We start from the raw sequence: 24216 nt of genomic DNA on the forward strand, positions 1-24216 counted from the left end.
CGCCAAGCCCGTTCCACGCAACTACCCGAGTGAAGCCTGTCCATGTCAGCTAGCCAGTCTTCTTCTATCGTTCAACGCAATGGCCTGCCGGCTACCATCGAAGCGTTGGCACCTCTCGCCTTGGCGGGCTATGCGCACTTCACCGCGATGCAGGTGCGTGGAGGCCGGGTCCGTGGCTTGGATCTCCACCTCGAGCGGCTGAGCGTGGCCTCGATGGCGCTGTTCGGTCGCGCATTGGCCGACGATCAGGTGCGCGCCTATCTGCGCGCGGCGCTGGCGTGCGCGCCAGCGGACGTCTCGCTGGTAGCCACGGTGTACTCGCCGGCGGGTGAGTTCACCGTGGCCGGCGCGGATGTCGAGCCGGAAGTACTGGTCCGTACCGGGCCGCCCGCGTCCGGCCCAAGGGGCCCGCTAGCATTGGCGACTGTCGCCCACGAACGGGTGCTGCCAGCCCTGAAGCAGGTTGGCGAAGTGGCCAAGACGTATTTCCTCCGTCAGTCCGTCGGGCAAGGTTTCGACGATGCCGCTTTCGTTGACCGTCAGGGGCGCCTGAGCGAGGGAACGATCTGGAACCTGGTCTTCTGGGACGGCGAAACGGTAGTGTGGCCCGAGGCCGAGATGCTGGCCGGCACGACCATGGGCATCGTCCGCCGGCAACTGGATCTCCTCGGTTTCCGTCAGCGCGTGCAGCCCGTGACGCCCGCCGACCTGCCTGGCCTGGCCGGGGCGGCGGTGATGAACTCCTGGACGCCGGGGGTGACGGTAAGCCGGATCGGTTCCGTGGCCATCCCTGAGACGCCGAGCTTCCTGGCGCTGCTTCACCGGGCCTATCAGATGGAAGAACCTGTCTTGCCGTAAGAGCCGGCGGTGGCCGCACGCTCACTGCATGCGCTTGGGCAATGCCGCCACCAACGCATCGACGGCGAGACGGACCTTGCGCGGCAAGTTGGCAAGATCGTGGTGACGGTTTGATGGAACGCCGTCGCCGATGATTGCCCATTGTCGCGGATTGCGGTTGAATGACGCCGTTGAGGTCTACGTCGCCCGCCGTGGCAGTGGCTTGTGGTCAGCACGCGAGCATTGCCTCGGACCAGCTTACCTGCGGGAGGGCTGACAGTTGACGTCCTCCCCGTCCTAAAGGACGGGGATTCCTACTACTAGCGATGCACGTCCGCATCGGAGAATGTTTAGCGCGGCATTGGTATCGCGATCATGTACAACTCCGCAGCTGCTGCAAGTCCACTCTCTTATTCGCAAGCCTGCGATACCTTTCGGCCGCGTTGTGCTGTCATTGGAACCGCACGACGAGCAGGCTTGGGTAGAACCGCTTTCGTTCACTTCTTCGAACGTGGCGCCGTGCGCAATCGCTTTGTAACGGAGCTTGTCTCGGAAGGACGACCAGGACGCGTCATAGACGCTCTTTGCCATCCTGGTTCTGGCAAGTTTAGAGGCGGACACATTGCCAACCGCGATGTAATCGAACCGGCGCACTATATCGAGCGCAAGTTTGTGCTGAAAATCGGCGCGCGCGTTCGCGACTTTGGCGTGCAGCTTCGCGATATGCCGCTTGTGCTTGCGAGCGCGCTGCGCTTTTGCCAACTTCCCGGCTGCGCGGCGGCCGAATCGGTCATTGGGCAGTTTCTCGCCCGTCGAGAGGGCCGCGAAGTCCTTCAGCCCGAGGTCAATGCCAACGCCGCTTTGCATCGCGCGAGCGGGAACATCGGCGACTTCGATGGTGATATTGAGGAACCAGTTGCCGCGTGTGTCCTGTGCGAAGTTGGTCCCATCCTTGATCTTCCCTTCGGGAAGCGGGCGGCTGCTGAATACGCGGAACGTGTTGCCTGCGAAGCGGAAAGCGTCGCCCTCACGCTTGAGTTCGCGCCCCTTGAGCGGCACCCATCCAAGGCTCTTACGACCGCGATAACGCAGGTATGGCCGTTTGAACTGGCTGCGCGACTTCGCGTATTGCTCGCATGTCGCGTTGACCGTTCCCGAGTGGATTCCGAGTTCTTTGCTGCTACCCGTCGTCAGACCATTGAGGTCGAATCCAGTTGGCCATTTCTTGTCCCACTTGAGCGCGTGCTTCTGTGCGTCGTTGCAGAAGTTCCAGACATGGTTAACCGCGCGGCTCTGCTTGTTCAGCAAGCCGTTCAACGACTTCACGCGGTAACGGCACACCTTGATCAACGCTTCCTTTTCAACGCTTTTTCCAGGGAAAACACAAGTTACCTTCAATCAGGAGACATTGCAACTTTGAGCAATTCCAGATCGTTCCGGCGCTTTGAGAGGACGCCTTCGGCGTCCGCGCTATCCATCCCCGCCCTGAAGGGCGAGGTTTCCCGCGCAAACTGATGAAACCTGATGAACCGCTCACACCCCCGGGGCAACCGGATCGTCGCCCCGTGCTGGTCTGGGACGCGCCGACAAGACTGTTCCACTGGCTGGCGGTGGTGCTGGTAGTGGGGGCTTATGCGACCTGGCGGCTGAACTGGATGGACTGGCATATCCGGATCGGCGAAACACTGCTCGCGCTGGTGCTTTTCCGCTTGCTTTGGGGCTGCTTCGGCAGCGAAACCGCGCGGTTCCACAGCTTTATGGCCTCGCCCGCCGCCGCGTTGCACCATCTGCGGCACGTGCTGCGCCGCGAGGCCGACCTCCAAGTCGGCCACAACCCGGCGGGCGGGTGGATGGTGTTGTTGCTGCTCGCCTTGATGCTGGGCGAGACGCTCAGCGGGCTCTACATCAACAACGACATCGCGGACAAAGGGCCGCTAACCGAATGGGTTCCCGCATCGGTCGCCAATGCGATCACCGCGCTGCACACGATCCTGTGGGACGCGCTGCTGGCAGCGGTGGCGTTGCACGTGCTGGCCATCGCGCTATACGCGGCGGCCAAGGGTCACAACCTGCTGCTTCCCATGCTGACCGGCCGCAAACAGTTGCCGGCGCGCATCGCCGCACCGCGGCTGGCGTCCGCGATGCTGGCGCTGCTTCTGCTGGGGGTTGGCGCCGCCGCGGCGGCGCTTCTCTCGGCGTATCTCTGAGCTGATCTGAGCCCAAGCGCGGCGTCAGTTGCTCTTCGGTGGCAGCACCTGGCCGCGGATCTCGCCGGCGGGATGATCCTTGGTGTGCACGTTGATGTACATTTCGCCAGCAAGGAACTCCTGCGCGTCAGCTGGGGCGAGCGTGGCCTGGCCCTTGAAGGGACTGGTGACCGCGCCACCCTTCCCGGAGAGCCAGACTTTCACCCCAGCGTTCTTGCCGGCTGTGGCGGGCCCGTGGAAGTGCGCCATGGTGGCCTCGCTGGGCAAACCGCTAACCGTGACCGTCCAGGTGACAATCCGTGTGCTGGGGTCGTAGGTGAGGTCGGCGGAACCGCTGCCCTTGGTCTCGACAGGAGGCACCTCCTGCGCGCCGCTGAGCGGCACGGTAAACGAGAGGGGCGCCGCATGCGCCAAGGTCATTGCCCCCGCCAGGGCGAGGCCGGAGAGCCACACAAAGGGCCACCGCGATATCGAAACACACATTTGATTGTCTCCTGTCCGGTTTTGCATTGCCAAAACAGCGGCCGCTTGCAGTTGTTGCATGGCGGCGAACGTACCCGATGCCAGCGCTACCCGGCTGCCGGCACGAGTCCGAAAAAGGATAGACCGGGCCGTCTATCAAATCCAGGACTGTCGTTGGCAACCAAGTTGGCGCAATCGGCTAGCGCTTAGCCCGCTTTGCGGAAGGTCTTGGAACGCTTAACGCGAATCATGAAAAATCAGGCCCACGGCATGCCGGCGGCCGCTGCGGATCCGGCTCACCCCGTGTCGCATGGTGACCTTGCGGGTACCGCCGCGTTTGCTGGCGTCCGGGCGCTGGTTGACGGTGAATACCACGGCGTCTCCCTGGCGCAGCGTCACCACGTCCGCGCGTTGCCGGCCCGGCGAGTTCTCGGTCATGACGAACTCGCCGCCAGTGAAAGAGGTCCCTGGCTCAGACAACAGGATCGCTACCTGCAGCGGGAAGACGTGGTCGCCGTACAGATCCTGGTGCAGGCAGTTGTAGTCGCCCACGCTATATTCGAGAATCAGCGGTGTGGGACGTGTCTGCCCGGCCTGGTGGCAGCGAGCCAGGAAGGCGTCCAGCGCATCCGGGTACTGCACGTCGATGCCAAGTTGTCGATTCCAACGGTTGGCGATGGGAGCCAGGCGCGGATAGAGCGCATGGCGCAGGTTGTCCAGGAGCGGTGGAAGCGGATAGGCGAAATACTTGTACTCACCCCGGCCGAAGCCGTGGCGAGCCATCGCGATGCGGGTGCGGAAGCGGTCTTCCTGGGGATACAGGGCGCAGAGTTGCTCGCACTGCGCCTTGCTCAGCAAGGTCGGCAGGACCGCGTTGCCATAGCGGTCAAGCGACTGCTCGACCGCTCCCCAGTCCAGCTTGGCTGCCACATCCACGACGGCGTTTGCGATCCGGGCATTCATTGGGTGCGTTCCTTCGCGAGCAGCGTGCGCTTGCGCTCCACGCCCCAGCGATACCCGGAGATCGAGCCGTCACTGCGAACGACGCGATGGCAAGGAATGGCGATGGCAAACACATTGGCAGCGCAGGCACCGCCGACGGCCCTCACGGCCGCGGGGGCGTCCAGGCCCGCGGCAGCTTCACTGTAGCTTCGGGTCTGTCCTGCAGGGATGGCGCACAGCGCCTTCCACACGTTTTGTTGGAAGGGCGTTCCACCGATATCCAGGGCGATGACGCCTTCGGCGACATCTTTGTCGATGAAGTCAATCACCTGACGCAAGTCACGATCGAGGGATTCGGCGTCCTCCTCTCTCTCAACTTGCGGGAAGGCGTTGCTGAGCTGAGCGCACAGCCCTTCGGCATCGGAACCGAGAAAGATCGCGCACAGGCCATGCTGACTGCGTCCGACGAGGACCAACCCCTCGACGCTCTGGCCGATGGCGTAGCGCACGGGGCCGGCGATCTCGCTGCCGGGCGCGCGGTAGTTTTACTGGAAGAGGGAAAGCGGGTTGGATTTCATGGTCATTCACCTGGTGTGCCAAGAGGTGTAACCAGTTTAGAAAGCAAGAGGCGAATCGGAACTCCGCTCCTTGCGGTTGAATTCTTGCGCAAGCGAGGGCCTTCAGACTGCTGACAAAGCGGAAACCACAGGAAGCGAAGCCAATGGTTTTTTCCAGCACGCAGGCGTAACGAACGCCCGCCCTCTCCCCCAGCCCCTCTCCCGCGCGCGGGAGAGGGGAGCACGACAACGCAGATCCGGCTTTGTCAGCAAGCTGAAGGGCCCTCGCAAGCGAGGGCCCTTTTGCGCTATGAAGAGACTATCCCGCGAGGCACGATGCCCTGGTCCGGATCACGCCTTAGCCTTAAGCAGTAGCCGCATCGGCTTCGTACTTCTCGGCATAGCTTGCGTTGGACTTGGCCAGGAGATCAAGCTGCCGCAGCGCCAGCATCCCTTGGCAAACGTCCCGGAATTCAATCGCAAGAGTCGGAGTTTTTCTTCGCCCTCCCCTCGTACATTGGAGGCCTACCTGTTGAGCGAGACCGGCCCGATCCGGCTCGCCTGAGGAGATTTTCATGCAATTGCGTTTGAGCCACCTCGATTCCCCGTTGGGGAAATGCTGCTCGTCACCGACGCGCAGCAGACGATTCGTGCCCTGGACTTCGCCGACCACCGGGCCCATCTCCTGCGCGGCCTGCGTGCACATTACGGCACCTTCGAACTGGGCGAGACCCCCGCACCGGCTACCATTACCGACGCGCTGGCCCGATATTTTTCGGGCAAACTGGATGCGTTGGACGGGTTGGCGACCCAGACGGCCGGCACGGACCTGCAACGCCAGGTCTGGGCTGCCCTGCGCCTCATCCCGGCCGGCTCTACCACCAGCTACGGCAAACTGGCCAAGGCAATGGGATTGGCCGACCCACGTGCGGCCATTGATATCGGTGCCGCCACCGGTGCCAACCCGATTGCTATCGTGGTGCCATGCCACCGCGTGATTGCCAGCAACGGCGAGCTCAAGGGTTACGCCTGGGGCCTGCACCGCAAGCGCTGGTTGCTCGAACACGAGAAGGCGATCGGGCCGTATCCCGTCGCCCCGCAAACCGCCACCCTGCCAGGATTCTGATCTTGCCGACCACAGTGATTGCCACCGACCTGTCGCCCGAGGCGTACAGCCAGGCCGCAGAATTCCTGTCTGGACTGGACTCCGACTGGGCGCGCCACGTCGCCGCCACCGGCCCGTGCCGCCACGCCGCGAAACCCGCGCGTGAGCCCTTTGAGGCGCTGGTGCGCGCTATCGCCTACCAGCAACTGCACGCCAAGGCGGGCGACGCCATCCTGGCGCGCCTGCTGGCGCTGTATCCGGACGTGGCCTTCCCCGCTGCGCAACAGTTGCTGGCCACCGATCCCGAACTACAGCGCGCCTGCGGTTTCTCGGCAACCAAGCTCGCCACCCTGCGCGGCATTGCCCAGGCCACCGTGGATGGCATCGTGCCCACCCGGACCGAGGCGTTGCATTTGCCCGATGACGCGCTGATCGAACGCCTGGTCTCGCTGCGCGGCGTGGGCCGCTGGACGGTGGAGATGCTCCTGATCTACACCTTGGAGCGCTCGGACATCCTGCCGGTGGACGATTTCGGCGTGCGCGAGGGCTACCGGCGGCTCAAGGGCCTGGAGAAGGCGCCTACGCCGCGCCACATGCGCGAGATTGGCGAGGCCTGGCGTCCTTATCGGACCGTCGCGGCCTGGTATCTGTGGCGCATCCCCACACGATGACAATTCAATCGCAAGAATCGGAGTTCTTGCGATTGAATTCAGCCTTACCCTGACTTCGTCATCAAGCATGCAAAGGAATTCGCCATGAGTTCGACACATCAGACGCGTCGGGCCTACGCAACCGACGACTTGCGCTGGCAAGCGGTCCAGGCCCGCGACCCCAACGCCGACGGGCAATTTGTGTATGCCGTGCGCACCACCGGCGTGTATTGCCGGCCGAGCTCGTCAGCCCGTCTGCCCAAGCGCGAGAACGTTGCGTTCTTCGACACCGCCGAAGCCGCCGAGGCGGCGGGCTATCGCGCCAGCCGCCGCGCCAAGGGCGACCAGACCCGTGCGGCCGCCGAGCGCGCCGACCTGGTGGCCCGGGCCTGCCGCCTGATTGAAGCCGCCGAGACGCCGCCCAACCTGGACGAACTGGCCGCACAGGCCGGCATGAGCCCGTTCCACTTCCATCGCGTGTTCAAGGCCGAAACCGGACTCACCCCGAAAGCCTATGCCTCGGCCAATCGCGCCAGGAAGCTGCGCGAAGAACTCAACGTGCCCAACGCGTCGGTCACGGATGCGATCTATGGCGCGGGCTTCAACTCCAACAGCCGTTTCTATGAAGCATCCGAGCACTTGCTCGGCATGCACGCCCGCGACTACCGCGCCGGCGGCGTAGGCGCGGTGATCCGCTTTGCGGTCGGCCAGTGCTCGCTGGGAGCGATTCTGGTCGCACAGAGCCAGCGCGGCATCTGCGCCATCCTGCTCGGTGACGATCCCGACCTGCTGGTGCGCGACCTCCAGAACCAGTTTCCCAAGGCACAACTGGTCGGCTGCGACGCTGGCTTCGAACAGTTGGTGGCACAGGTGGTGGGCTTCATCGAGGCGCCCTCCATTGGCCTGAACCTGCCGCTGGACGTACGCGGCACCGCCTTCCAGGAACGCGTCTGGCAGGCGCTGCGCGAGATCCCGCCCGGGATCACCGTGAGCTATGCCCAGATCGCCGAGCGCATCGGCGCGCCAAAGGCCGTGCGGGCCGTGGCGCAGGCCTGCGGCGCCAACCACATCGCCGTCGCCATACCCTGCCACCGCGTGGTCCGGCGCGACGGCGACATTTCGGGCTACCGCTGGGGCGTGGAGCGCAAGCGCGAGCTGCTGCAGCGCGAAGCCAAGACCTGAAGGCTGGTTCTCGAATGCACACCGCAACCCACATCATCGACCGCCTGGACTGGTCCGGCATCGCTGCGCAACTGGACATGGAAGGCTACGCCGTGCTGCCCGGGCTGCTTACGCCGGAACAGGCGCGCGCCCTAGGCCAGCGTGTCGGCCATTCCGAAGGTGTCCGCCGAGTGTCCTTGGCCTCTGGCGACCTGGGCCGCGGCGACTTCTTCTATTTCGCGGAGCGCTTGCCTTCGCCGCTTGCGACATGGCGAGAGGCGTTCTATCGCCATCTCGCCCCGATCGCCAACAGATGGAACGAGGCACTGGATGCCGCCTATCGCTATCCGGCGGAACTGGATGATTTTCTCGAACGCAACCGCCAGGCGGGGCAGACGCGGACGCAATCCAACCTGAGCCGGCTGCGCGAGGACGACTACCTGGCTTTGCACCAGCGCGACGAAGGCGAGCATGTGTTTCCGCTGCAACTGGTTGCCTTGCTCGGCGAACCCGGCACGGACTTCACCGGCGGCGAGTTTGTCATGACCGAGCAGCGCCCGCGCATGCAGTCGCGGCCCATGGTGCTACCGCTGAAGCTCGGCGATGCGGCGATCATCTCCACCGCCCAACGCCCATGCAAAGGCAGCAAGGGCTACTACCGCGTCAACTGAAGCACGCCATCAGCCGCGTACGCGGCGGTGAGCGCCTCGGCCTGGAACTGTCGCTCCACGATGCCCCATGACGCGGTCATGAAGCGCTTCGCCATGACCAAAACGACCTGGACCTTGATGGGCCGCGATGGCCAGCCATACCAGAGCGCGGTACCCGGCACGCTCGGCGGTCACCGCGGGGGCAAGCTCTACGGCCGCTTTGACTGCAGGGCCGCGCTGCAGGCCATCGTCCGCGGCGGCTACGCCAGGCGCCGTGTGTTCTTCCTCGACGAAGACACCGCCATCGCCGCAGGCTACCGGCCCTGCGCCGTGTGCCTGCCCGAGGCATATGCCGCCTGGAAGGCGAACCGGCCCGCCGGCGCCGCCAGGAAACGATCGACAAAGACCATGACCGCTCAAGCCGCGCTCTTGCAGGATCCTGACCAACACGCTGCTAACAAGCAGGCATCACCCGGCGCCCCGGACGCGCGCATCGCCGCACTGGATTGGCGCCGCATCGAGGAGACCCTGACGCGCGACGGCTACGCAATACTGCCCACGCTCCTGACGCCCGATCAATGTCGAGAGGTGGCGGGCTATTTCACACAGGAGGAGCGATTCCGCAGCCGTATCGTGATGGAGCGCTACGCGTTCGGGCGCGGCGAGTACAAGTACTTTTCCTATCCGTTGCCCGACCTGGTGGCAGCGCTTCGCACAGCGCTATACCCGCACCTGGCGCCGGTCGCCAACCGCTGGCACGCGGCCATGCGCATGGATGAGCGATTCCCCGCCACGCACGCCGAGTTTCGCGGCGTCTGCCATCGCGCCGGACAGCAACGCCCAACGCCACTGCTGCTGCGTTACCGCGAGACGGACTATTGTTGCCTGCACCAGGACCTGTACGGTGAGCACGTCTTCCCGTTCCAGGCAGTCTTCCTACTCGACGAGCCAGGCCGTGACTTCGATGGGGGCGAGCTGCTGCTAACGGAAAGCGACCCGAAGAAGCCGGGTCGCGCTGAAGTCGTGCCGCTGCGCCAGGGACAGGCCGTGGTGTTCGCGGTCAACAGCCGGCCGGTGCGGTCGACCCGGGGCTTCTACCGGGTCAACTTGCGCCACGGCGTCAGTCAATTGCAAAGGGGACAGCGCCATACCTTGGGCATCATCTTCCACGACGCCAGGTAGGCGCCAGTTGCCACGCACTCGAAGCCTGCACTGAGCCACTTGCGAATGTGGCCTTGGGGCGCACATTTGACCAATGGGAACTTCCCGGACTATGTTCTATTGTTGGCGGAGAAGAGGGCCACGGAAGGAGTCATAGAGGCACTTCGACGACGACGAGGGCCACGCACGCGCCACGGTGCTTGAACCCCGCTAATTGCAGCTAATTGCAACTACATGGAGGACCGAGGAACCTATGTCAAAGACAACCAAGAAGCAGTACCTGAAGGCACTCAACCGGCACCTGAAGAAGGAATCGGCAGGCAGGTTCGATACGGTGTTTGTGTGCTATCCGGTCGGCTCAAAACCGAAGAACGCGACTGGCGTGACAGCAAGTGCGCCCGCCGACGCACACATCCTCGCGGTCATGGATGCTGTCCAGGCTCGGGTGTTTGCCAAGTTCGAGGCTTCGGCAAAGCCCGGATAGGCAGAGGGTTCGGCGACGGCAGGCCGCGCAGGCGCACTGCAAGCGCCTGGCGTGGCCCTAGGCGGCGTCCTGGTCGAGACCGGAACCCGCCGCCCCAGGCATGACGCCTAGGCCTTCGCCGGACGCCCGGTCTTGATGGCTTCGACTTTTGAGACCGCAGTCAGAAATTGCTTTGGCGATGTCGCGGCAAGAAGCAGCAATCCCGCTCGCAGGATCTCGCTCTTCTTGATGTGCACACCCGCGTCCAGGCATCGCTGCTTGAGCTCGGCGATTTTCGCGTAGTCGGACTTTGGCATCGTGAAGCTGTCGCGCAGCACCTTTTCCTTCTTGGCACCCTGCGCTTTTTTCGGCACTGCCTTTTTCGGCACCGCCTTGTTCGGCACGGCGGCCTCGGCGTGAGCCTCCAGCTTCGTTGGCTTGCTCTTTGCAGCCTTCGTCACTGCCTTCTTGCTATCCGAGCCCCGCGGCGCTTTCTTCTTAGGGGCGGATGCGTTGCTATCGGCTACATACCCGCTCGTCGGAAAATGAAATGCCTCTTTCGTTGGCGGCTTGATGATCGGTGAATTCACGGCAAATCTCAAATCAAAAAACAGGATAAACAGTATATACCGTTTAGTGCCGTTTTCCTGCACCGCGTGAGTTCGAGTTCGCAAGTGCGGTGCTGCCAGATCGCGTGGACCCACTTACCGCTCTGGCCATGTCTCGCCAATGCTGCGGCGACGGGTATCAGGCGGCGCTTCAAGCCACCGCCGTCGCGCATGAGGATCGCCTCGATTACTTGCTAGTGGCGTCGACGGGGGTCCCGGATTCGCTGCCGGCCGCGGTGCCACGCCCGGGTCGGCGCACGGCTCTCAGCCTACCGCTGCTTCCGCCTCCGCAGAAGAACTGATCGCCGCCATCGGCCTCGAGCCCCGACACGCCGACGCCAGGCGGCATCTCGATGCTCTCCAGGACCTTTCCCGTTCGCGGGTCGACGTGCCTCAACTCGCTCTGGTCACCTTCCCAGGTGCCGTGCCAGAGCTCTCCTTCGATCCAGGTGACCCCGGTGACGAAACGGTTGGACTCGATGGTGCGAAGAATCGCCCCGGTTTGGGGATCGACCTGATGGATCTTGCGCTCCCGATGTTGCCCCACCCAGAGGGTGCCTTCGGCCCACGCGAGTCCCGAGTCGTTGCCGCCGCCGGGCGCCGGAATCGTGGCGACCACGAGGCCGGTCTTCGGATCGATCTTCTGGATGCGATCCTCGGCGATCTGAAACAGGTGCTGGCCGTCGAAGGCCGTTCCTGCGTGCGCGGCGACATCCATCGAGCGCAGCGTCTTCCCGCTCGCCGGATCCAGGGCAATCAGCTTGTCGCCGGCAGCAAACCAGACTTGCTGACCGTCATACGTGACCCCATGCACGCTGTCGACACCCGGAAAGGGTCCATACTCACGGATGATTTCGGCCGCTGATCGTTTCATGTCTCCATCCTCGTCGCTCGGTAGTGAAGTGCATTCTAGTCACCCGGCAATGGCGCGGGGAGTAACAAGGTCGTCGCGAATCCCGGCACGGGCGGGGTCATCCAGCGACGCGCCCGCCCGCGACCGAACGACTGCACCTTGCCTGCTGCCGCAAGCGCGTCGAGTGCCCGCTGCACGGTGCGCTGGCTGGCGCCAAGCGCCACCGCCAGGGCCGAGCTAGACCACGACTCACCGTCGGCGACGAAAGCGAGCACCGCCGCATGCGCTTCTTCGACGGGCCGCGCCAGCACCACGACCTCGCGGGCGCCGTGCGGCACCAGCGCAAACCCTTGCTTCGTCGCGCTGACGCCGGCCAGCGTCCCAAGCACCGTGCGCAGCCGCCCGACTTCGACGCGCAACCGCGCGCGATGCGATTCATCGGCGTGCTTCGCGCGAAATGCACGCGCGACGAGCGTGTCCCTCGGCACGTCTGCGGGCCACGCCTCGCCAAGCGCGCGTGCGAGCGCGAACAACACCGGACGCCTTGCCAGCGAGACCACGGTACGCGCGTCACGCACGACGTGACGGCACGCGTCCACGACGAGCGCCTTCGACGCCAGTAACGCTTCCACTTCATCGAGCAGGAGGAGCCGCTCCTCACCACGCGCAATCAGGCGCGCCGCGGGCGTGGCGAGGACAAGGGATGCGCTTTCGACCTCCGCCGTCAGTGCAGGGATACCTGCGTCGCGCGCGGCGCGCTCGGCCCGGGCGAGCGCAGCGCGTGCCGTCTTCGTGTGCAGGCGCCGCATCGCGATCCCCGCAACGACCAGCTCGTGGGCGGCCCTCGACGCGGGCGGAAAAGGCGTGGGGTCAAGCTCGGCGAGCGTCAGCTCGGCCTCGTCGAGATGCCCGATCAGGAGGAGGCGCCGGGCCTCGAGAAACCGCGCATGCGCGGCGTTCACCCGGTCGCCGTGCTCCTCCAGCGTCGCCCGCGCTGCGTCGAGCGCCTTCGCCGGCCAGCCCAGGTCGCGCGAGACGAGCGCGATCTCGGCCTCGGCGACGACACACCGCGCGCGGGCAACGGCTTCTTTGTGGCCGAAGGCTCGCGCCGCACTTCGCACGAGCGCCCTTGCTCTCACGAGATCGCCGAGCTGGGCCATCGCGATGCCGCGCAGGGCGAGCGCAGGCGCGTCGTCGCGCAAGGCGACGCGGTTCAGTGCCCCGAGGGGGTCACCCGCCGCGAGCGCGCGCCGCAGCCGTGATCAGCGAATCCATCTGAATCCCAATCCCGCCACACTTGTCACTCCCACCGTTCGGATGCCCGGCACTAATCTATCACGACGACCAACCCGTACGTCGTATCGAGAACGGAGCGAACGACGAAGGACACCCAACGGAGGAAAGCATCATGACGAAACACCTGAGCGCGACACGTGAAGAGTGGCTGGCAGCCCGGCTCGCGCTGCTCGAGGCGGAGAAAGACCTGACGCGGCGCAGCGACGAGCTGGCACGGCGACGTCAGGCGCTGCCATGGGTCCGGGTCGACAAAGCGTACCGGTTCGAGACCGACGAGGGCAGCGCCTCGCTGGCGGACCTCTTCCGAGGGCGCTCGCAACTCCTCGTCTACCACTTCATGTTCGGGCCCGACTACACGGCGGGGTGCCCCTCCTGCTCGGCGATCGCGGACGGGTTCGACGGCTTCGTCGTCCACCTGGCGAACCACGACGTCACGCTAGCGGCGGTGTCGCGCGCGCCGCTCGCGAAGCTGCAGGCGTACAAGCGGCGCATGGGGTGGACGTTTCCCTGGGCGTCCTCTTTCGGCAGCGACTTCAACTTCGATGCCAACGTCTCCTTCACCGAGGCGCAACAGCGCGAAGGGAGCGTCGAATATAACTACAAGCGCGGCGGCCACGCGATGGACGCGACACCGGCGCCGGAGCCCGTCGCCCGGTTCGCGGCCACATGCGGGACCGACGCGCCCACGTACTCGCGCGACCGGCCGGGCCTGAGCACGTTCGTGCTCGAGGACGGCGTCGTCTACCACACCTATTCCACCTATGCGCGCGGCGTGGACGGCCTTTGGGGCATGTACCAGTGGCTCGACCGCGCCCCCAAGGGGCGCAACGAAACGGGCATCTGGTGGCGCCGCCACGACGAGTACGGCGAGTACGGCGAGCGCTGAGCCAGGTCGTGGGCAACGCTGGCGCAACCGGGGGACGGGAAGTCCCGCGACGCATGGTTTCCGGGCGAGCTACCCAGCGCGCCTTCTTCGGCGTCTCGGCGCTGCTCTTCGCCGCCAGCGCGGCGGTGACGATCGCCTGGCGCGCGTCCATGCCGGCGATGGGCGAGATGCCGATGCCCGGCGGCTGGACGATGTCGATGGCGTGGACGCGGATGTGCGGACAGACGTGGCCCGGCGTTGCGGCGTCGTTCCTCGGCATGTGGGTCGTGATGATGGTGGCGATGATGCTGCCATCCCTGGTGCCCATGTTGGGGCGCTACCGCCAGGCCGTCGGCACGACAGGCGGGACGCGCCTGGGCCGGCTGACCGCGCTGGTTGGCGTGGGGTACTTCTTCGTGTGGACCGCGTTCGGCATGGCCGCCTTTGTGCTGGGCGTCGCGCTGGCGGCGCTCGAGATGCAGTTGCCCGCGCTGGCGCGCGCCGTGCCGATCGCGGCCGGTGTGGTCGTGCTGATCGCCGGCACGCTCCAGTTCACCGCCTGGAAGGCACACCACCTTGCCTGCTGCCGGGAGGCGCCTGAGCGCGGGTGTACCTTGCCGGCTGACACCGGCACGGCCTGGCGACACGGCCTGCGCCTCGGCCTGCACTGCAGCTACGCCTGTGCCGGGCTGACGGCGATCCTCCTCGTCATCGGGGTCATGGACCTGCGCGCGATGGCTGTCGTGACGGCAGCCATCGCCGTCGAACGTCTCGCACCGGCCGGCGAGCGCGCCGCGCGCGCCATCGGCGCCGTGGTCGTCGGGGCAGGGTTGATCCTGATCGCGCGAGCAGCCGGGCTCGGATGAAATGGGCGCGCGTTTGTCAAGGAATCGCCCATGCCATTGCACGCCGCGCTGGCGCTGGCGAGCTTCTGGCCAAGCATGGAACATGCTGGCCATGTTGCCGACGATGCTGTTGCGCTGGCCCCGGCACCGCTGAGGCCAGCGCGTGGCGCGCGCCCGCCCCATGGACGCGCGTACACTAAGGCTTGCCTTCTCCGCTGATATGGCTGCACCCCGCGGCTCGCCTTATCCAGCACCTGCCGTGCGCTGCATACCGCACACCGCTTATCACGCCCCGTCTTTCACGTCCCTTTACCAGGCGGCAACCGGCCTCTCCCGCCGGCTTATTCCCCCGCTGGTTCGCCGTCGATCGGGTATGGCAGTGACCTGCTATGGCTGGCCTAAGTCTTGGGCATCAGACTTGGCACTGCCCCTGCGGTAGAGCAACCATCCCGGGAGAATGCCGTGAACACATTGGCCAGCCGATCCTTGCCTGCCGGCCCCAGCAAAGTGCCCGAGGTGACGGCGTTTTTCTGGATCATCAAGATGATGTCCACTACCGTAGGCGAGACGGGCGCCCATTATCTGAACGTCAACCTCGGGCTAGGCCTCGTGAACACCTCGGCCTTGACGGGCCTGTTGCTTGCCATCGCCTTGTTCTTCCAGGTACGGGCAAAAGGCTATGCGCCTTCGCTCTACTGGATCGCCGTGCTGTTCATCAGTGTATTTGGCACGTTGATCACCGACAACCTGGGCGACCAGCTGGGCGTGCCGCTACCGGTCTCGACCGCGGTGTTTTGCGTGGCCCTGATCGCCACCTTCATCGTCTGGTACGGACGAGAGAAGACCCTCTCCATCCGCGCCATCGATACGGTCGGGCGCGAACTGTTCTACTGGACCGCCATCCTGTTCACCTTTGCTCTGGGTACGGCAGCCGGCGACTGGGTGACCCAGGGGCTGGGCCTGGGTTACGGCAATTGCGCACTGCTGTTTGGCGGGCTGATTGCCGTCACTGCCGTGGCTCGCTATGCGTTCCGGATAAATGCGGTTGCCTGCTTTTGGGTGGCCTATGTCCTTACCCGCCCGTTTGGCGCGTCATGCGGCGATCTCCTGTCTCAATCGGGCAGCCATGGCGGCCTGGGCCTCGGGACTGCAGGCATGAGCGCGATTTTCCTTGTGGTCATTGTCGGCCTTGTCCTCTACCTGTCGCTTGCGCAGAAGCGGCTTATGAACTTTTGAAGTTCTGAAGTTTTTTTTAGTTTTGAAGTTTTGAACGCCTGATTCCAACCATCGATCGAACTGTCGAACAGGAGCAAGAACCATGAATGGAAGTCCCATGAACCCAACCATCGTAGAACGGAGCCTGAGCAAGGTTCCCGAAATCACGCTGATGTTCTGGCTTGTCAAGATCGCGGCAACCACGCTCGGGGAAACAGGCGGTGATGCCTTGTCGATGTCGATGAACCTGGGCTACCTCGTCAGTACCGCCATCTTTGCCGTGATCTTCCTGATCGCGGTATCGGCCCAGATTTCCGCCAAGCGCTTTCAGCCCGTGTTGTACTGGGTGACGATCGTCGCCACCACGACCGTGGGCACGACCCTGGCCGATTTTGCCGACCGGTCCCTTGGCATTGGCTATGCCGGCGGCACCGCGGTGCTATCTGCACTGCTGATGCTCTCATTGGCGATCTGGTACAGGACGCTCGGCACGGTATCGGTCGACACCGTGAAAGCGCCAAAGGCGGAGATGTTCTATTGGGTGACGATCATGTTCTCCCAGACTCTTGGCACCGCGCTCGGAGACTGGACGGCGGACACGGCCGGGTTGGGCTACGTGGGCGGGATGATGGTCTTCGGTGCGCTGCTGGCAACGCTGGTTGCGGCCTACTACTGGACGAAGATCTCCCGCACGTTGCTCTTCTGGGCGGCCTTTATCTTCACGCGCCCGCTCGGCGCCGTAGTGGGCGATTTCCTCGACAAGCCGCTGCATTCCGGCGGCTTGGCGATGAGCCGCTTTTCCGCCTCGGCCGCGCTGATGACGCTCATGGTGGCGTGCATCCTGTTCTCCCCGCAACGTGCGGCGGCTCGCGCAAACCACTGACCCTGCACGCGCCGCCCGGCGCTATGATGTGAAAGGCTGGGGATGCCGGTGAGCTTGCTGCCTGCCGGTATGGTTCCCGCCAAGACGCGGCGCCTTGTCCATGGGAGGGTAAATGCGGGTACTGCTGGTCGAAGACGACCCGATGATCGGGCAAGCGATCCAGGATGCACTGAAAGACGCATCCTACGCCGCCGACTGGGTCAGGAACGGACAAGGCGCCCTGGATGCGCTCGCCTGCCAGGACTACGACACCGTGTTGCTCGATCTCGGTTTGCCAGGCAAAAGCGGCCTGGCGGTGCTCGCTTCGGTCCGCGCCCGGGGCAACCCCGTGCCGGTGCTGATCATCACGGCGCAAGACGGCTTGGAGGACCGCATTCGCGGCCTGGACGCGGGCGCCGACGACTACGTGCTCAAGCCGTTCGAGATGGCCGAATTGCTCGCCCGCATGCGCGCCGTCTCGCGGCGCAAGGGCGGCGTGGCAACACCGGTGCTGAGCAACGGCATCGTCTCGCTGGATCCAGCCACCAAGCTGGCAACGGCCCATGGCGGCGAAGCGGTGCAACTCACCAATCGGGAGTTCGCCCTGCTGCAAGCCTTGCTGGTCCGGCCTGGGGCCATTCTCTCCCGTACCGAACTTGAGGAGCGCATCTACGGTTGGGGGAGGAAGTGGAGAGCAACGCCGTTGAATTCCTGATTCATGCCTTGCGCAAGAAACTGGGAAGCGCTGCGATCAAGAATGTCAGGGGAATAGGATGGATGGTCACCAAAGAGGATGGAAGGGGCTAAAGGATTCCATCCGGATCCGCCTCTCGCTCTGGCTATCGCTCGCCATCCTGGTGGTGGCGCTCGTGGCTGGGGTGTTTTCCTTCGTCGCTGCATTCCAGGAGGCCAACGAACTGCAAGACGATATGTTGCGCCAGGTCTCGGTGCTGTTCGACCGCCAGCATCTGCCGGTGCCGCACCTCGGAGATAGTGGCAGGCTGCCGAACAGCGACGAAGAGGCGCGGGTCGTCGTCCAGTACCTTGCGCCGGGCACCGGCAAGAGCGGCGGCACAGATAGCGGGCTGCCGCTGGCGTTGCCAGCCACGGCGACAGACGGGATCCAGACCCTCGACATCAACGGTGAGCCATATCGTGTCGTGGTGAGAACGCTCGCCACCGGCGAGCGCATCGTCGTCGCGCAGGAAACTGGATTTCGTGACGAGATCGCCCGGGATGGCGCGCTGCGCACCGTTCTTCCCTTCCTGATTCTCGTGCCCATCCTGCTTCTGATCGTCGCCGACCTGGTGCGCAAGATGTTCATGCCGATCGCCGCCTTGTCGGAGGAGATCGATCAGCGCGGCGAGCAGGAGTTGCATCCGCTACCGCAGGAGCACCTGCCCGCGGAAATTCGCCCTTTCGTGGTGGCCATCAACCGTCTGCTTGGCCGCGTTTCCGAGTCGATGGACGCCCAGCGCCGCTTTGTAGCCGACGCGGCGCATGAACTGCGCTCGCCGCTGACCGCGCTCTCCCTGCAGGCGGAACGGCTTGCAGGCACTGAAATGTCGGAGACTGCAAGGATGCGGCTCGTGGCGCTGCGCCGTGGCATCGAGCGAGGCCGCGGCTTGCTGGAGCAGATGCTGAGCCTGGCCCGGGTGCAATCCTCGACACCCGTGCCGACGGCGCTGGTGTCCGTGCGGGCAGTGTATCGACGCGTGCTGGAAGACCTCATGCCGCTGGCGCAGGCCAAGGACATCGATATTGGCGTGGATGGCGAGTCCGACGCGCAGGTTCTGGCCAACGAGATGGACCTGTTCACCATCGTGAAGAACCTGGTCGACAACGCGATTCGCTATACGCCAGAGGGGGACAGGTCGACCTGTCCGTGCAAACCCAGGAGGGCAAGGCGATCTTGCAGATCAAGGACACCGGATCCGGTGTTGCACCGGAAGAACGAAGCCGGGTATTTGATCCGTTCTACCGCGTGCTTGGCAATGAGGCGATGGGGTCCGGTCTTGGCCTGACCATCGTGCGGACCATCACGGACCGCATCGGCGCGCAGATCTGTATTGGCTACGCCAACGAGCAAGCACGAAAAGGGCTAAGCGTAACCGTGCTGATTCCGGGGGCTAGCGCGTGAGCTGGCCGAGGCCGGCGGACAAGGGGCGGATGACATGCGCATTCTGGTCATTGAAGACGACAGAAAGATCGGCTCGTTTGTCGGCAAGGCGCTGCAGCAAGCTGGCTTCGCGGTCAACTACGCCGAGGATGGCGCGAGCGGGCTGAATCTGGCGCTCACCGTACCGTATGACGCCGCCATTGTTGACATCATGCTTCCCGGCTTGGACGGTCTGTCGCTCATCGAGGCAATGCGCCGGCAAAAGGTGACCACTCCGGTCATCATCCTCAGTGCCAAGCGCTCCGTCGACGACCGCGTCAAGGGCCTCCAGGCAGGAGGCGACGACTACCTGACGAAACCGTTTGCGCTGGCCGAACTGCTCGCGCGCGTCCACGCGTTGATCCGTCGTGCCGCCGGGGCCACCGAGCCGGCCCGGCTGATCGTGGCTGAACTGGTTCTTGACCTGTCGAGCCGCGAAGTGACCCGAAACGGGCAAAAGATCGATCTGCAACCGCGTGAGCTGTCCCTGCTCGAGTACCTGATGCGCAGTGTCAACCGTCCGGTGTCCAAGATGATGATCCTCCAGCACGTCTGGGACTATAGCTTTGATCCCCAGACCAACGTCGTCGACGTCCTGGTCTGCCGCCTGCGCAATAAGCTCGATCGCGGCTTTCCCGTGAAGATGATTCACACCGTCCGGGGAGTGGGATATGTTCTCAAGGGCCCTTGACTTCTTCCGCAGGGGGCTTGGCGCTCGCATTGCGCTTTGGTACTCGGCATTCTTCATCCTCAGCACCGTTTCGCTTTTTGTGCTTGCCTATTTCCTGCTGGCTTCCTCCCTGCGCCAGCGGGACCTGGACAGCATTGAGCAAAGGCTTCACCAGCTGGCTGCCGAGTACCAGGCAGAGGATCTCGCCGGGCTCAGGAAGGAACTCGCGCTTGAAACGCGGCTGCGCAAGACAAAGCCCTTTTTCATTCGCATCGCCGGTCCCGCCAATGCCACGGTCTTCCTGGAGATCCCCGATCAGTGGGCGCAGTACGACCTGACCCGCCTCGAACACGTGCCCCAGGCTGCCCCGGGCGACCTGATCCGGCTGCCCGCAAAAGACGACGAGGCCATGTTGGAAATCGCCAGCATGCGCCTGCCCGACGGGGGCAACTGCAAGTCGGCAAGAGCACGGAAGAGCGCGACAGCGTACTCGAGCGCTTTGGATGGATCGTCGCGGGCGTCATGATCCCGATGGTGATCGTCGGCGTGCTCGGTGGGGCTATCCTCGCGCGGCGTGCCTTGCGGCCGATTCGCCAGCTCATCCAGACGGTGCATGCGATTGAGTCAGGGGCAATGCAAGCGCGGGTGTCGCTGCGCGAGAGCGGCGACGAACTGGACGAACTCGGGGCGCTGTTCAACGGCATGCTGGACAAGATCGCAACCCTGATCCAGGGCATGCGCGACGCGCTCGACAACGTCGCCCATGATTTGCGTACGCCGCTGGCGCGCCTGCGCGGCATCGCGGAAATCGCCCTTCGCTCGGAGCGCGAGCCGGCCATTTGCCGGGACGCGCTGGCGGACTGCGTGGAGGAGTCGGACCAATTGCTGCAGATGCTCAACACCCTGATGGACATTGCCGAGGCGGAAACCGGGATGCTCAAATTGCACCTGGAGCCCGTAAGCATCCCGACCCTGCTGGCCGATGCGGTTGACCTCTATCAGCAGGTGGCCGAAGAAAAGGCGATCACGGTGTCGGTCATTGCGCCGCAGCCGATCTGGATGACGGCTGACCGTAGCCGCCTTCGCCAGGTCCTGGCGAACCTGCTCGATAACGCGATCAAGTACACCCCGGCAGGTGGGCGAATCGAGATGGAAGCCCACGCGCTACAGCATGCGATGGTAATCCGCGTCACGGACAGCGGCATCGGCATGACGCCCGACGAACTGCCGCACATCTGGGACCGTCTCTACCGCGGGGACCATAGCCGCTCGCAGCGCGGCCTGGGGCTGGGACTGAGCCTGGTGAAGGCTGTGGTCGCCGCGCACCAAGGCCGGGTGGAGGCTTCGAGCGAGCCAGGGATGGGTTCCGCCTTCACGCTCACGTTTCCTCTCGGCGGCAGTGATGGCAGCCTGCTTCTTTCCGGCGATCCGGCGAGCCTTGCCAAGCTGTAATGTTGCGGCAAGGCACCAGCAAGATTCGGCGACCACTATGGCCTCTGTAGGGTAACGCAAACGATTCACCCAAGAGGTATGAGGTATCGATGAACGGGAAGCCAACTATAAGTCTGGTACTCGGCACGCTCACATTGGGGGTGTGCTGCTTGCCACCGCCGGCGCGGCTGATCACGGGAAAACGCCCTCCCCGCCTATCAGTCCAGCATCCAGGTGCCGGACCAGGAAAAGGGAGAGCGGGGAGAAGCGGCCAGGCTCGTCGGCCTGGCCAGGATCGACGCGACCCGGGCCACCTCGGCCGCCTTGGCCAAGGTATCCGGGTCGGTGCTCAAGGTTGCCCTTGACAACGAGAACGGCAACCTCGTGTACAGCGTGGAGATCAAGACGGCCAGCAATGAGGTCAAGGATGTGAAGGTGGACGCCGGCAACGGCGCGGTCTTGCATGTTGCCGCGCCCGGCGATGAAGGGGAAGATGAGGATTAGCCTGCCGCCGATGCGAAAAGTAGCACGACCATTGCGCCGATCCTGGTGCTTTGGCTGCCCGGAACGAGCGCCCTTGCCATGGATATCGCACGTTTGATTCAAGACTACGGCTACCTCGCGGTCGCCGCGGGAACCTTTTTGGAAGGGGAAACCATTCTCGTCATGGCGGGCGTTGCCGCGAATCGGGGCCATCTTGCGTTGCCGACCGTGATCGTGATCGGCACGCTGGCAAGCTTCTTGGGCGATCAGCTTTACTTCTATGTCGGTCGACGATATGGGACAGCACTGCTGGCGCGATTTCCGTCCATGCAATCACGCGCGGCACGCGCCAGCGCGTTGCTGCACAGGCATCACCTTCCACTGATCCTGTCCATCCGATTCCTGTATGGCCTGCGCATCGCCGGGCCGATCGCGATCGGGATGAGCGCCGTTCCATGGTTCCGCTTCCTGGTTCTCAACTTGACGGGCGCCGTCGTCTGGGCGGTAGCCATCGCCGGGGCGGGCTATGGCTTCGGACAGGGCCTGGGGTATCTGCTGGGGAATTTCGATAGTGACGAGGCCTGGGGGCTAGCCGCGATCTTGCTCTGCGGAGCGCTGTGGTGGCTATTCGCGCGGTACCGATCTCCTGCGAAGCCAGGGAAGTAGCAACGGAAGTAGCAACGCCCGTGACTCCCTGAGGATAACGGATAGGCCGCGGAATCGGCGGCAATCCGCGGCAACCGTTTGCGCGCGCATTGAGCACGTGCGTCGGCGTTGATCAGGAAAGGAACCACCATGCGGCACAGAGTCAGGCACTACCCGCGCTCAGCTGCCGTGGCCGCCGTGATGTGGGCAACCTGGATCGGCAACACGCCAACGGTATGCGCCCCAGCCATGGCCACGGAACGACCGGCCGTACCCGAGAAGAATCCACCAGGCGACATCCCCGACAACCAGGTCTTCGTGACCTATACGTCGCCGTTGGGCTTCTCGCTCAGGGTGCCGGAGGGTTGGGCGCGCACGGATCGCCGCGATGGGACAGCCTTTGCGGACAAATACAACGCAGTTTCCATCGCCGTGGCCACCGCTACCGCAGCGCCAGCCGCCGATCACGAGGCCGCGAACCTGCTCAAGGCCGGGCGCGCGGTCAAGATAGAGGCCATCAGGAACGTGGCGCTTCGATCCGGACCGGCGCTCTTGATCGTGTACAGCTCGAACTCCGAGCCGAACCCGGTCACGAACAAGTCGTTGCGCCTGGAGAGCCGTCGCTACCTGATCTACCGCAGCGGCAAGTTAGCCACCCTCGACCTCGCTGCGCCGCTCGGAGCCGACAATGCCGACCAATGGAATCTCATGTCAAATTCATTCCAGTGGCGCTGAACCGCGGCCGCTGGAGGCGTTTGAACTCTATCGTTTCTATCATGGCGGCGACGCCGAGACGGCGGCATTGCGCGGCGTCTCGCTGCGACTCCACGCGGGGGAACTGGTCGCCCTGATGGGGCCGTCGGGCAGTGGAAAGTCCACGCTTCTGGCCTGCCTCGCCGGGCTCGACGAACCGGATGGCGGGCATGTGGAGGTCATGGGGTGCCGTATGTCGCGGCGGCCCGAAGCCGTGCGCGCCGCCTTGCGGGCGCGGCACATCGGCATCCTGATGCAGGCGGGAAACCTGTTTGAACACCTGACGGTGGAGGCCAACATGCGGCTCGCGATGTCACTGTCGAAACAGTCCGATCCGCGCAGGGTCGATCTCCTGCTGGAGACGATGGACCTTACCGGGCAACGCCGGGCGCACCCCTCGCAATTGTCGGGCGGTGAAGCGGCGCGCGCGGGGCTGGCGGTTGCCTTGTCGTCGCACCCCAGGGTACTGCTGGCGGACGAGCCTACCGCGGAAGTGGACGCGACCACCGAGGCCGTGGTCCTGACCCACTTGCTGGAGCGATGCCGCGCAGGGGTCGCGGTCTTGATCGCGACGCATAGCACGGCGCTGGCGGCACACGCCGATCGTCTGCTCGGCATGCGGGATGGGCGTATCGCCGATGCCTGACACCCTGATCGAGGCCCAATCGGTTTGCCGGCACTACCAGCAAGGCGGAGCATCCATCGCCGCGGTCGTCTCGGCGACGTTCCGCCTGTGCGGGAAAGACCGGGTCGCGCTTGTGGGCAGGTCCGGAAGCGGCAAGTCCACCTTGATCCACCTCATGGCCGGACTCGACGTGCCAACGAGCGGCATGCTCCGATGGCCCGCGCTAGGCGCTGCCGGAACCCTCCTGCCGGGGAAGATCTCGCTGGTGTTCCAGACGCCGAGCTTGCTGGAGCCGTTGACGGTCAGTGAGAACGTCGCCCTGCCGCTGCTGATGGCCAAAGTGCAAGGCGACATCGGCAGCGCGGTGGCGGATGCGCTCGCCACCTTTGGCCTTGCGGATCTGGCCAGCAAACTGCCCGAGGCGCTTTCCGGCGGGCAGATGCAATGTGTCGCCATGGCGCGGGCGATAGCCGGCAAGCCAAGCGTGATCCTGGCCGACGAACCGACTGGCCAGCTTGATCAGCCGACCGGCCGTGCCTTGCTCGATGCCTTGCTTGCCCACCTGAGCGGTACTGCAACGGCGCTCGTCATTGCCACCCATGATCCGGCGGTCGCCGCGCGCATGGATACGATCTGGCACATGCAGCACGGCACGCTAAGCGGCACGGGCAGCACGGCAGGGTGCGTATGATCGCGCTCTGGCTTTTGGGCT

The 24216-nt window shown here is 64.5% G+C and carries 25 protein-coding genes and 4 pseudogenes; 22 read left to right on the forward strand and 7 right to left on the reverse strand.

Annotated features, from left to right (window positions below; translation table 11 throughout):
- The first annotated feature begins 42 nt into the window (after positions 1-42).
- Positions 43-858: an aminotransferase class IV family protein gene (locus tag OMK73_RS23680; RefSeq protein ID WP_267604172.1), complete on the forward strand. Its 816-nt coding sequence runs from the start codon at positions 43-45 to the stop codon at positions 856-858.
- Positions 859-1134: 276 nt separating this feature from the next.
- On the opposite strand, the gene OMK73_RS23685 is transcribed toward OMK73_RS23680, so the two are convergent.
- Positions 1135-2187 carry an RNA-guided endonuclease InsQ/TnpB family protein gene (locus OMK73_RS23685; RefSeq protein WP_267604173.1) on the reverse strand — a complete coding sequence of 351 codons (1053 nt, stop codon included), beginning with the start codon at positions 2185-2187 and terminating at the stop codon, positions 1135-1137.
- Between the two features lie 164 nt (positions 2188-2351).
- Here OMK73_RS23685 and OMK73_RS23690 point away from each other — a divergent pair, with 164 nt between their 5' ends.
- Complete coding sequence (locus tag OMK73_RS23690; protein WP_267604174.1) at positions 2352-3044, forward strand: cytochrome b/b6 domain-containing protein; 693 nt, start codon at positions 2352-2354, stop codon at positions 3042-3044.
- A gap of 24 nt (positions 3045-3068) precedes the next feature.
- Here the strand turns inward: OMK73_RS23690 and OMK73_RS23695 are convergent, their stop codons facing one another.
- The 3 genes from OMK73_RS23695 to OMK73_RS23705 all read right to left on the reverse strand — a co-directional run bounded on the left by OMK73_RS23695 (position 3069) and on the right by OMK73_RS23705 (position 4957).
- Positions 3069-3527 (reverse strand): CHRD domain-containing protein, encoded by a 459-nt coding sequence (locus OMK73_RS23695; RefSeq protein WP_267604175.1) that lies wholly within the window; start codon positions 3525-3527, stop codon positions 3069-3071.
- 216 nt (positions 3528-3743) lie between these two features.
- A complete protein-coding gene (locus OMK73_RS23700) occupies positions 3744-4469 on the reverse strand; it encodes a 2OG-Fe(II) oxygenase (RefSeq protein WP_267604176.1) in 726 nt (241 codons plus the stop codon).
- Positions 4466-4957: a methylated-DNA--[protein]-cysteine S-methyltransferase gene (locus OMK73_RS23705; RefSeq protein WP_267604177.1), complete on the reverse strand. Its 492-nt coding sequence runs from the start codon at positions 4955-4957 to the stop codon at positions 4466-4468. The genes OMK73_RS23700 and OMK73_RS23705 overlap by 4 nt, the downstream gene beginning before the upstream one ends.
- Positions 4958-5621: 664 nt before the next feature.
- Here OMK73_RS23705 and OMK73_RS23710 point away from each other — a divergent pair.
- The 6 genes and pseudogenes from OMK73_RS23710 (at position 5622) to OMK73_RS23735 (ending at position 10216) form a co-directional block, all read left to right on the forward strand.
- On the forward strand, positions 5622-6131 hold the full coding sequence (locus OMK73_RS23710; RefSeq protein ID WP_267604178.1) for a methylated-DNA--[protein]-cysteine S-methyltransferase: 510 nt from the start codon (positions 5622-5624) through the stop codon (positions 6129-6131).
- A 2-nt stretch (positions 6132-6133) separates the two neighbouring features.
- The gene (locus OMK73_RS23715; protein ID WP_267604179.1) at positions 6134-6781 is read left to right on the forward strand and encodes a DNA-3-methyladenine glycosylase family protein; all 648 of its coding nucleotides are present in this window, start codon (positions 6134-6136) and stop codon (positions 6779-6781) included.
- 84 nt (positions 6782-6865) lie between these two features.
- A complete protein-coding gene (gene ada, locus OMK73_RS23720) occupies positions 6866-7942 on the forward strand; it encodes a bifunctional DNA-binding transcriptional regulator/O6-methylguanine-DNA methyltransferase Ada (RefSeq protein ID WP_267604180.1) in 1077 nt (358 codons plus the stop codon).
- 14 nt (positions 7943-7956) lie between these two features.
- Positions 7957-8663: pseudogene (locus OMK73_RS23725) on the forward strand (2OG-Fe(II) oxygenase).
- Between the two features lie 316 nt (positions 8664-8979).
- Positions 8980-9753, forward strand: coding sequence for a 2OG-Fe(II) oxygenase (locus tag OMK73_RS23730; protein WP_267606490.1), 774 nt, complete (start codon positions 8980-8982; stop codon positions 9751-9753).
- A 232-nt stretch (positions 9754-9985) separates the two neighbouring features.
- On the forward strand, positions 9986-10216 hold the full coding sequence (locus OMK73_RS23735; protein WP_267604181.1) for a hypothetical protein: 231 nt from the start codon (positions 9986-9988) through the stop codon (positions 10214-10216).
- A 107-nt stretch (positions 10217-10323) separates the two neighbouring features.
- Here OMK73_RS23735 and OMK73_RS23740 read toward each other — a convergent pair whose 3' ends face one another.
- From OMK73_RS23740 to OMK73_RS23750, 3 genes and pseudogenes are all read right to left on the reverse strand, one after another.
- Positions 10324-10785, reverse strand: a complete 462-nt coding sequence (locus tag OMK73_RS23740) for a hypothetical protein (RefSeq protein ID WP_267604182.1) — start codon at positions 10783-10785, stop codon at positions 10324-10326.
- A 205-nt stretch (positions 10786-10990) separates the two neighbouring features.
- Positions 10991-11677: a glutamine cyclotransferase gene (locus tag OMK73_RS23745; RefSeq protein ID WP_267604183.1), complete on the reverse strand. Its 687-nt coding sequence runs from the start codon at positions 11675-11677 to the stop codon at positions 10991-10993.
- Positions 11678-11712: 35 nt separating this feature from the next.
- A pseudogene (locus OMK73_RS23750) lies at positions 11713-12931 on the reverse strand (helix-turn-helix domain-containing protein).
- Between the two features lie 133 nt (positions 12932-13064).
- Between OMK73_RS23750 and OMK73_RS23755 the strand changes: the two are divergent.
- The 14 genes and pseudogenes from OMK73_RS23755 to OMK73_RS23820 all read left to right on the forward strand — a co-directional run bounded on the left by OMK73_RS23755 (position 13065) and on the right by OMK73_RS23820 (position 24195).
- Positions 13065-13838: a DUF899 domain-containing protein gene (locus OMK73_RS23755; protein WP_267604184.1), complete on the forward strand. Its 774-nt coding sequence runs from the start codon at positions 13065-13067 to the stop codon at positions 13836-13838.
- 53 nt (positions 13839-13891) lie between these two features.
- Positions 13892-14683 (forward strand): DUF2182 domain-containing protein, encoded by a 792-nt coding sequence (locus OMK73_RS23760; protein ID WP_267604185.1) that lies wholly within the window; start codon positions 13892-13894, stop codon positions 14681-14683.
- Between the two features lie 441 nt (positions 14684-15124).
- Positions 15125-15898, forward strand: a complete 774-nt coding sequence (locus OMK73_RS23765; protein WP_267604186.1) for a hypothetical protein — start codon at positions 15125-15127, stop codon at positions 15896-15898.
- Between the two features lie 97 nt (positions 15899-15995).
- Positions 15996-16760: a hypothetical protein gene (locus OMK73_RS23770; RefSeq protein ID WP_267606491.1), complete on the forward strand. Its 765-nt coding sequence runs from the start codon at positions 15996-15998 to the stop codon at positions 16758-16760.
- A 112-nt stretch (positions 16761-16872) separates the two neighbouring features.
- Positions 16873-17546, forward strand: a pseudogene (locus OMK73_RS23775) (response regulator transcription factor).
- Positions 17513-18879 (forward strand): annotated as a pseudogene (locus OMK73_RS23780) (ATP-binding protein). Before OMK73_RS23775 ends, OMK73_RS23780 begins: the two co-directional pseudogenes overlap by 34 nt.
- Before the next feature lie 34 nt (positions 18880-18913).
- On the forward strand, positions 18914-19588 hold the full coding sequence (locus tag OMK73_RS23785; protein ID WP_267604187.1) for a response regulator transcription factor: 675 nt from the start codon (positions 18914-18916) through the stop codon (positions 19586-19588).
- Entirely contained in the window at positions 19569-20093 is a 525-nt protein-coding gene (locus OMK73_RS23790; protein WP_267604188.1) for a hypothetical protein, read from the forward strand. The genes OMK73_RS23785 and OMK73_RS23790 overlap by 20 nt, the downstream gene beginning before the upstream one ends.
- Positions 20090-21019, forward strand: coding sequence for a sensor histidine kinase (locus OMK73_RS23795; protein WP_267604189.1), 930 nt, complete (start codon positions 20090-20092; stop codon positions 21017-21019). The genes OMK73_RS23790 and OMK73_RS23795 overlap by 4 nt, the downstream gene beginning before the upstream one ends.
- Before the next feature lie 213 nt (positions 21020-21232).
- A complete protein-coding gene (locus OMK73_RS23800) occupies positions 21233-21502 on the forward strand; it encodes a PepSY domain-containing protein (protein ID WP_267604190.1) in 270 nt (89 codons plus the stop codon).
- Positions 21503-21580: 78 nt separating this feature from the next.
- Positions 21581-22147, forward strand: coding sequence for a DedA family protein (locus OMK73_RS23805; protein WP_267604191.1), 567 nt, complete (start codon positions 21581-21583; stop codon positions 22145-22147).
- Positions 22148-22276: 129 nt separating this feature from the next.
- The gene (locus OMK73_RS23810) at positions 22277-22861 is read left to right on the forward strand and encodes a hypothetical protein (RefSeq protein ID WP_267604192.1); all 585 of its coding nucleotides are present in this window, start codon (positions 22277-22279) and stop codon (positions 22859-22861) included.
- Positions 22815-23525, forward strand: a complete 711-nt coding sequence (locus OMK73_RS23815; RefSeq protein ID WP_267604193.1) for an ABC transporter ATP-binding protein — start codon at positions 22815-22817, stop codon at positions 23523-23525. Before OMK73_RS23810 ends, OMK73_RS23815 begins: the two co-directional genes overlap by 47 nt.
- Positions 23518-24195 (forward strand): ABC transporter ATP-binding protein, encoded by a 678-nt coding sequence (locus OMK73_RS23820; protein ID WP_267604194.1) that lies wholly within the window; start codon positions 23518-23520, stop codon positions 24193-24195. The genes OMK73_RS23815 and OMK73_RS23820 overlap by 8 nt, the downstream gene beginning before the upstream one ends.
- The last annotated feature ends 21 nt before the right edge of the window (positions 24196-24216 follow it).

Origin of the sequence: Cupriavidus sp. D39, from assembly GCF_026627925.1 — a bacterium.
Taxonomy (GTDB): domain Bacteria; phylum Pseudomonadota; class Gammaproteobacteria; order Burkholderiales; family Burkholderiaceae; genus Cupriavidus; species Cupriavidus ulmosensis.

What these genes read in the sequence shown, in the direction of transcription:
- OMK73_RS23810 (WP_267604192.1), top strand. Translation starts at nt 22,277, where the DNA reads ATGCGGCACAGAGTCAGGCACTACCCGCGCTCAGCTGCCGTGGCCGCC.
- OMK73_RS23745 (WP_267604183.1), bottom strand. Translation starts at nt 11,677, where the DNA reads ATGAAACGATCAGCGGCCGAAATCATCCGTGAGTATGGACCCTTTCCG.
- OMK73_RS23820 (WP_267604194.1), top strand. Translation starts at nt 23,518, where the DNA reads ATGCCTGACACCCTGATCGAGGCCCAATCGGTTTGCCGGCACTACCAG.
- OMK73_RS23690 (WP_267604174.1), top strand. Translation starts at nt 2,352, where the DNA reads ATGAAACCTGATGAACCGCTCACACCCCCGGGGCAACCGGATCGTCGC.
- OMK73_RS23785 (WP_267604187.1), top strand. Translation starts at nt 18,914, where the DNA reads ATGCGCATTCTGGTCATTGAAGACGACAGAAAGATCGGCTCGTTTGTC.
- OMK73_RS23770 (WP_267606491.1), top strand. Translation starts at nt 15,996, where the DNA reads ATGAACCCAACCATCGTAGAACGGAGCCTGAGCAAGGTTCCCGAAATC.
- OMK73_RS23805 (WP_267604191.1), top strand. Translation starts at nt 21,581, where the DNA reads ATGGATATCGCACGTTTGATTCAAGACTACGGCTACCTCGCGGTCGCC.
- OMK73_RS23735 (WP_267604181.1), top strand. Translation starts at nt 9,986, where the DNA reads ATGTCAAAGACAACCAAGAAGCAGTACCTGAAGGCACTCAACCGGCAC.
- OMK73_RS23790 (WP_267604188.1), top strand. Translation starts at nt 19,569, where the DNA reads ATGTTCTCAAGGGCCCTTGACTTCTTCCGCAGGGGGCTTGGCGCTCGC.
- ada (WP_267604180.1), top strand. Translation starts at nt 6,866, where the DNA reads ATGAGTTCGACACATCAGACGCGTCGGGCCTACGCAACCGACGACTTG.
- OMK73_RS23695 (WP_267604175.1), bottom strand. Translation starts at nt 3,527, where the DNA reads ATGTGTGTTTCGATATCGCGGTGGCCCTTTGTGTGGCTCTCCGGCCTC.
- OMK73_RS23795 (WP_267604189.1), top strand. Translation starts at nt 20,090, where the DNA reads ATGATCCCGATGGTGATCGTCGGCGTGCTCGGTGGGGCTATCCTCGCG.
- OMK73_RS23815 (WP_267604193.1), top strand. Translation starts at nt 22,815, where the DNA reads ATGCCGACCAATGGAATCTCATGTCAAATTCATTCCAGTGGCGCTGAA.
- OMK73_RS23680 (WP_267604172.1), top strand. Translation starts at nt 43, where the DNA reads ATGTCAGCTAGCCAGTCTTCTTCTATCGTTCAACGCAATGGCCTGCCG.
- OMK73_RS23700 (WP_267604176.1), bottom strand. Translation starts at nt 4,469, where the DNA reads ATGAATGCCCGGATCGCAAACGCCGTCGTGGATGTGGCAGCCAAGCTG.
- OMK73_RS23760 (WP_267604185.1), top strand. Translation starts at nt 13,892, where the DNA reads ATGGTTTCCGGGCGAGCTACCCAGCGCGCCTTCTTCGGCGTCTCGGCG.
- OMK73_RS23710 (WP_267604178.1), top strand. Translation starts at nt 5,622, where the DNA reads ATGCTGCTCGTCACCGACGCGCAGCAGACGATTCGTGCCCTGGACTTC.
- OMK73_RS23730 (WP_267606490.1), top strand. Translation starts at nt 8,980, where the DNA reads ATGACCGCTCAAGCCGCGCTCTTGCAGGATCCTGACCAACACGCTGCT.
- OMK73_RS23755 (WP_267604184.1), top strand. Translation starts at nt 13,065, where the DNA reads ATGACGAAACACCTGAGCGCGACACGTGAAGAGTGGCTGGCAGCCCGG.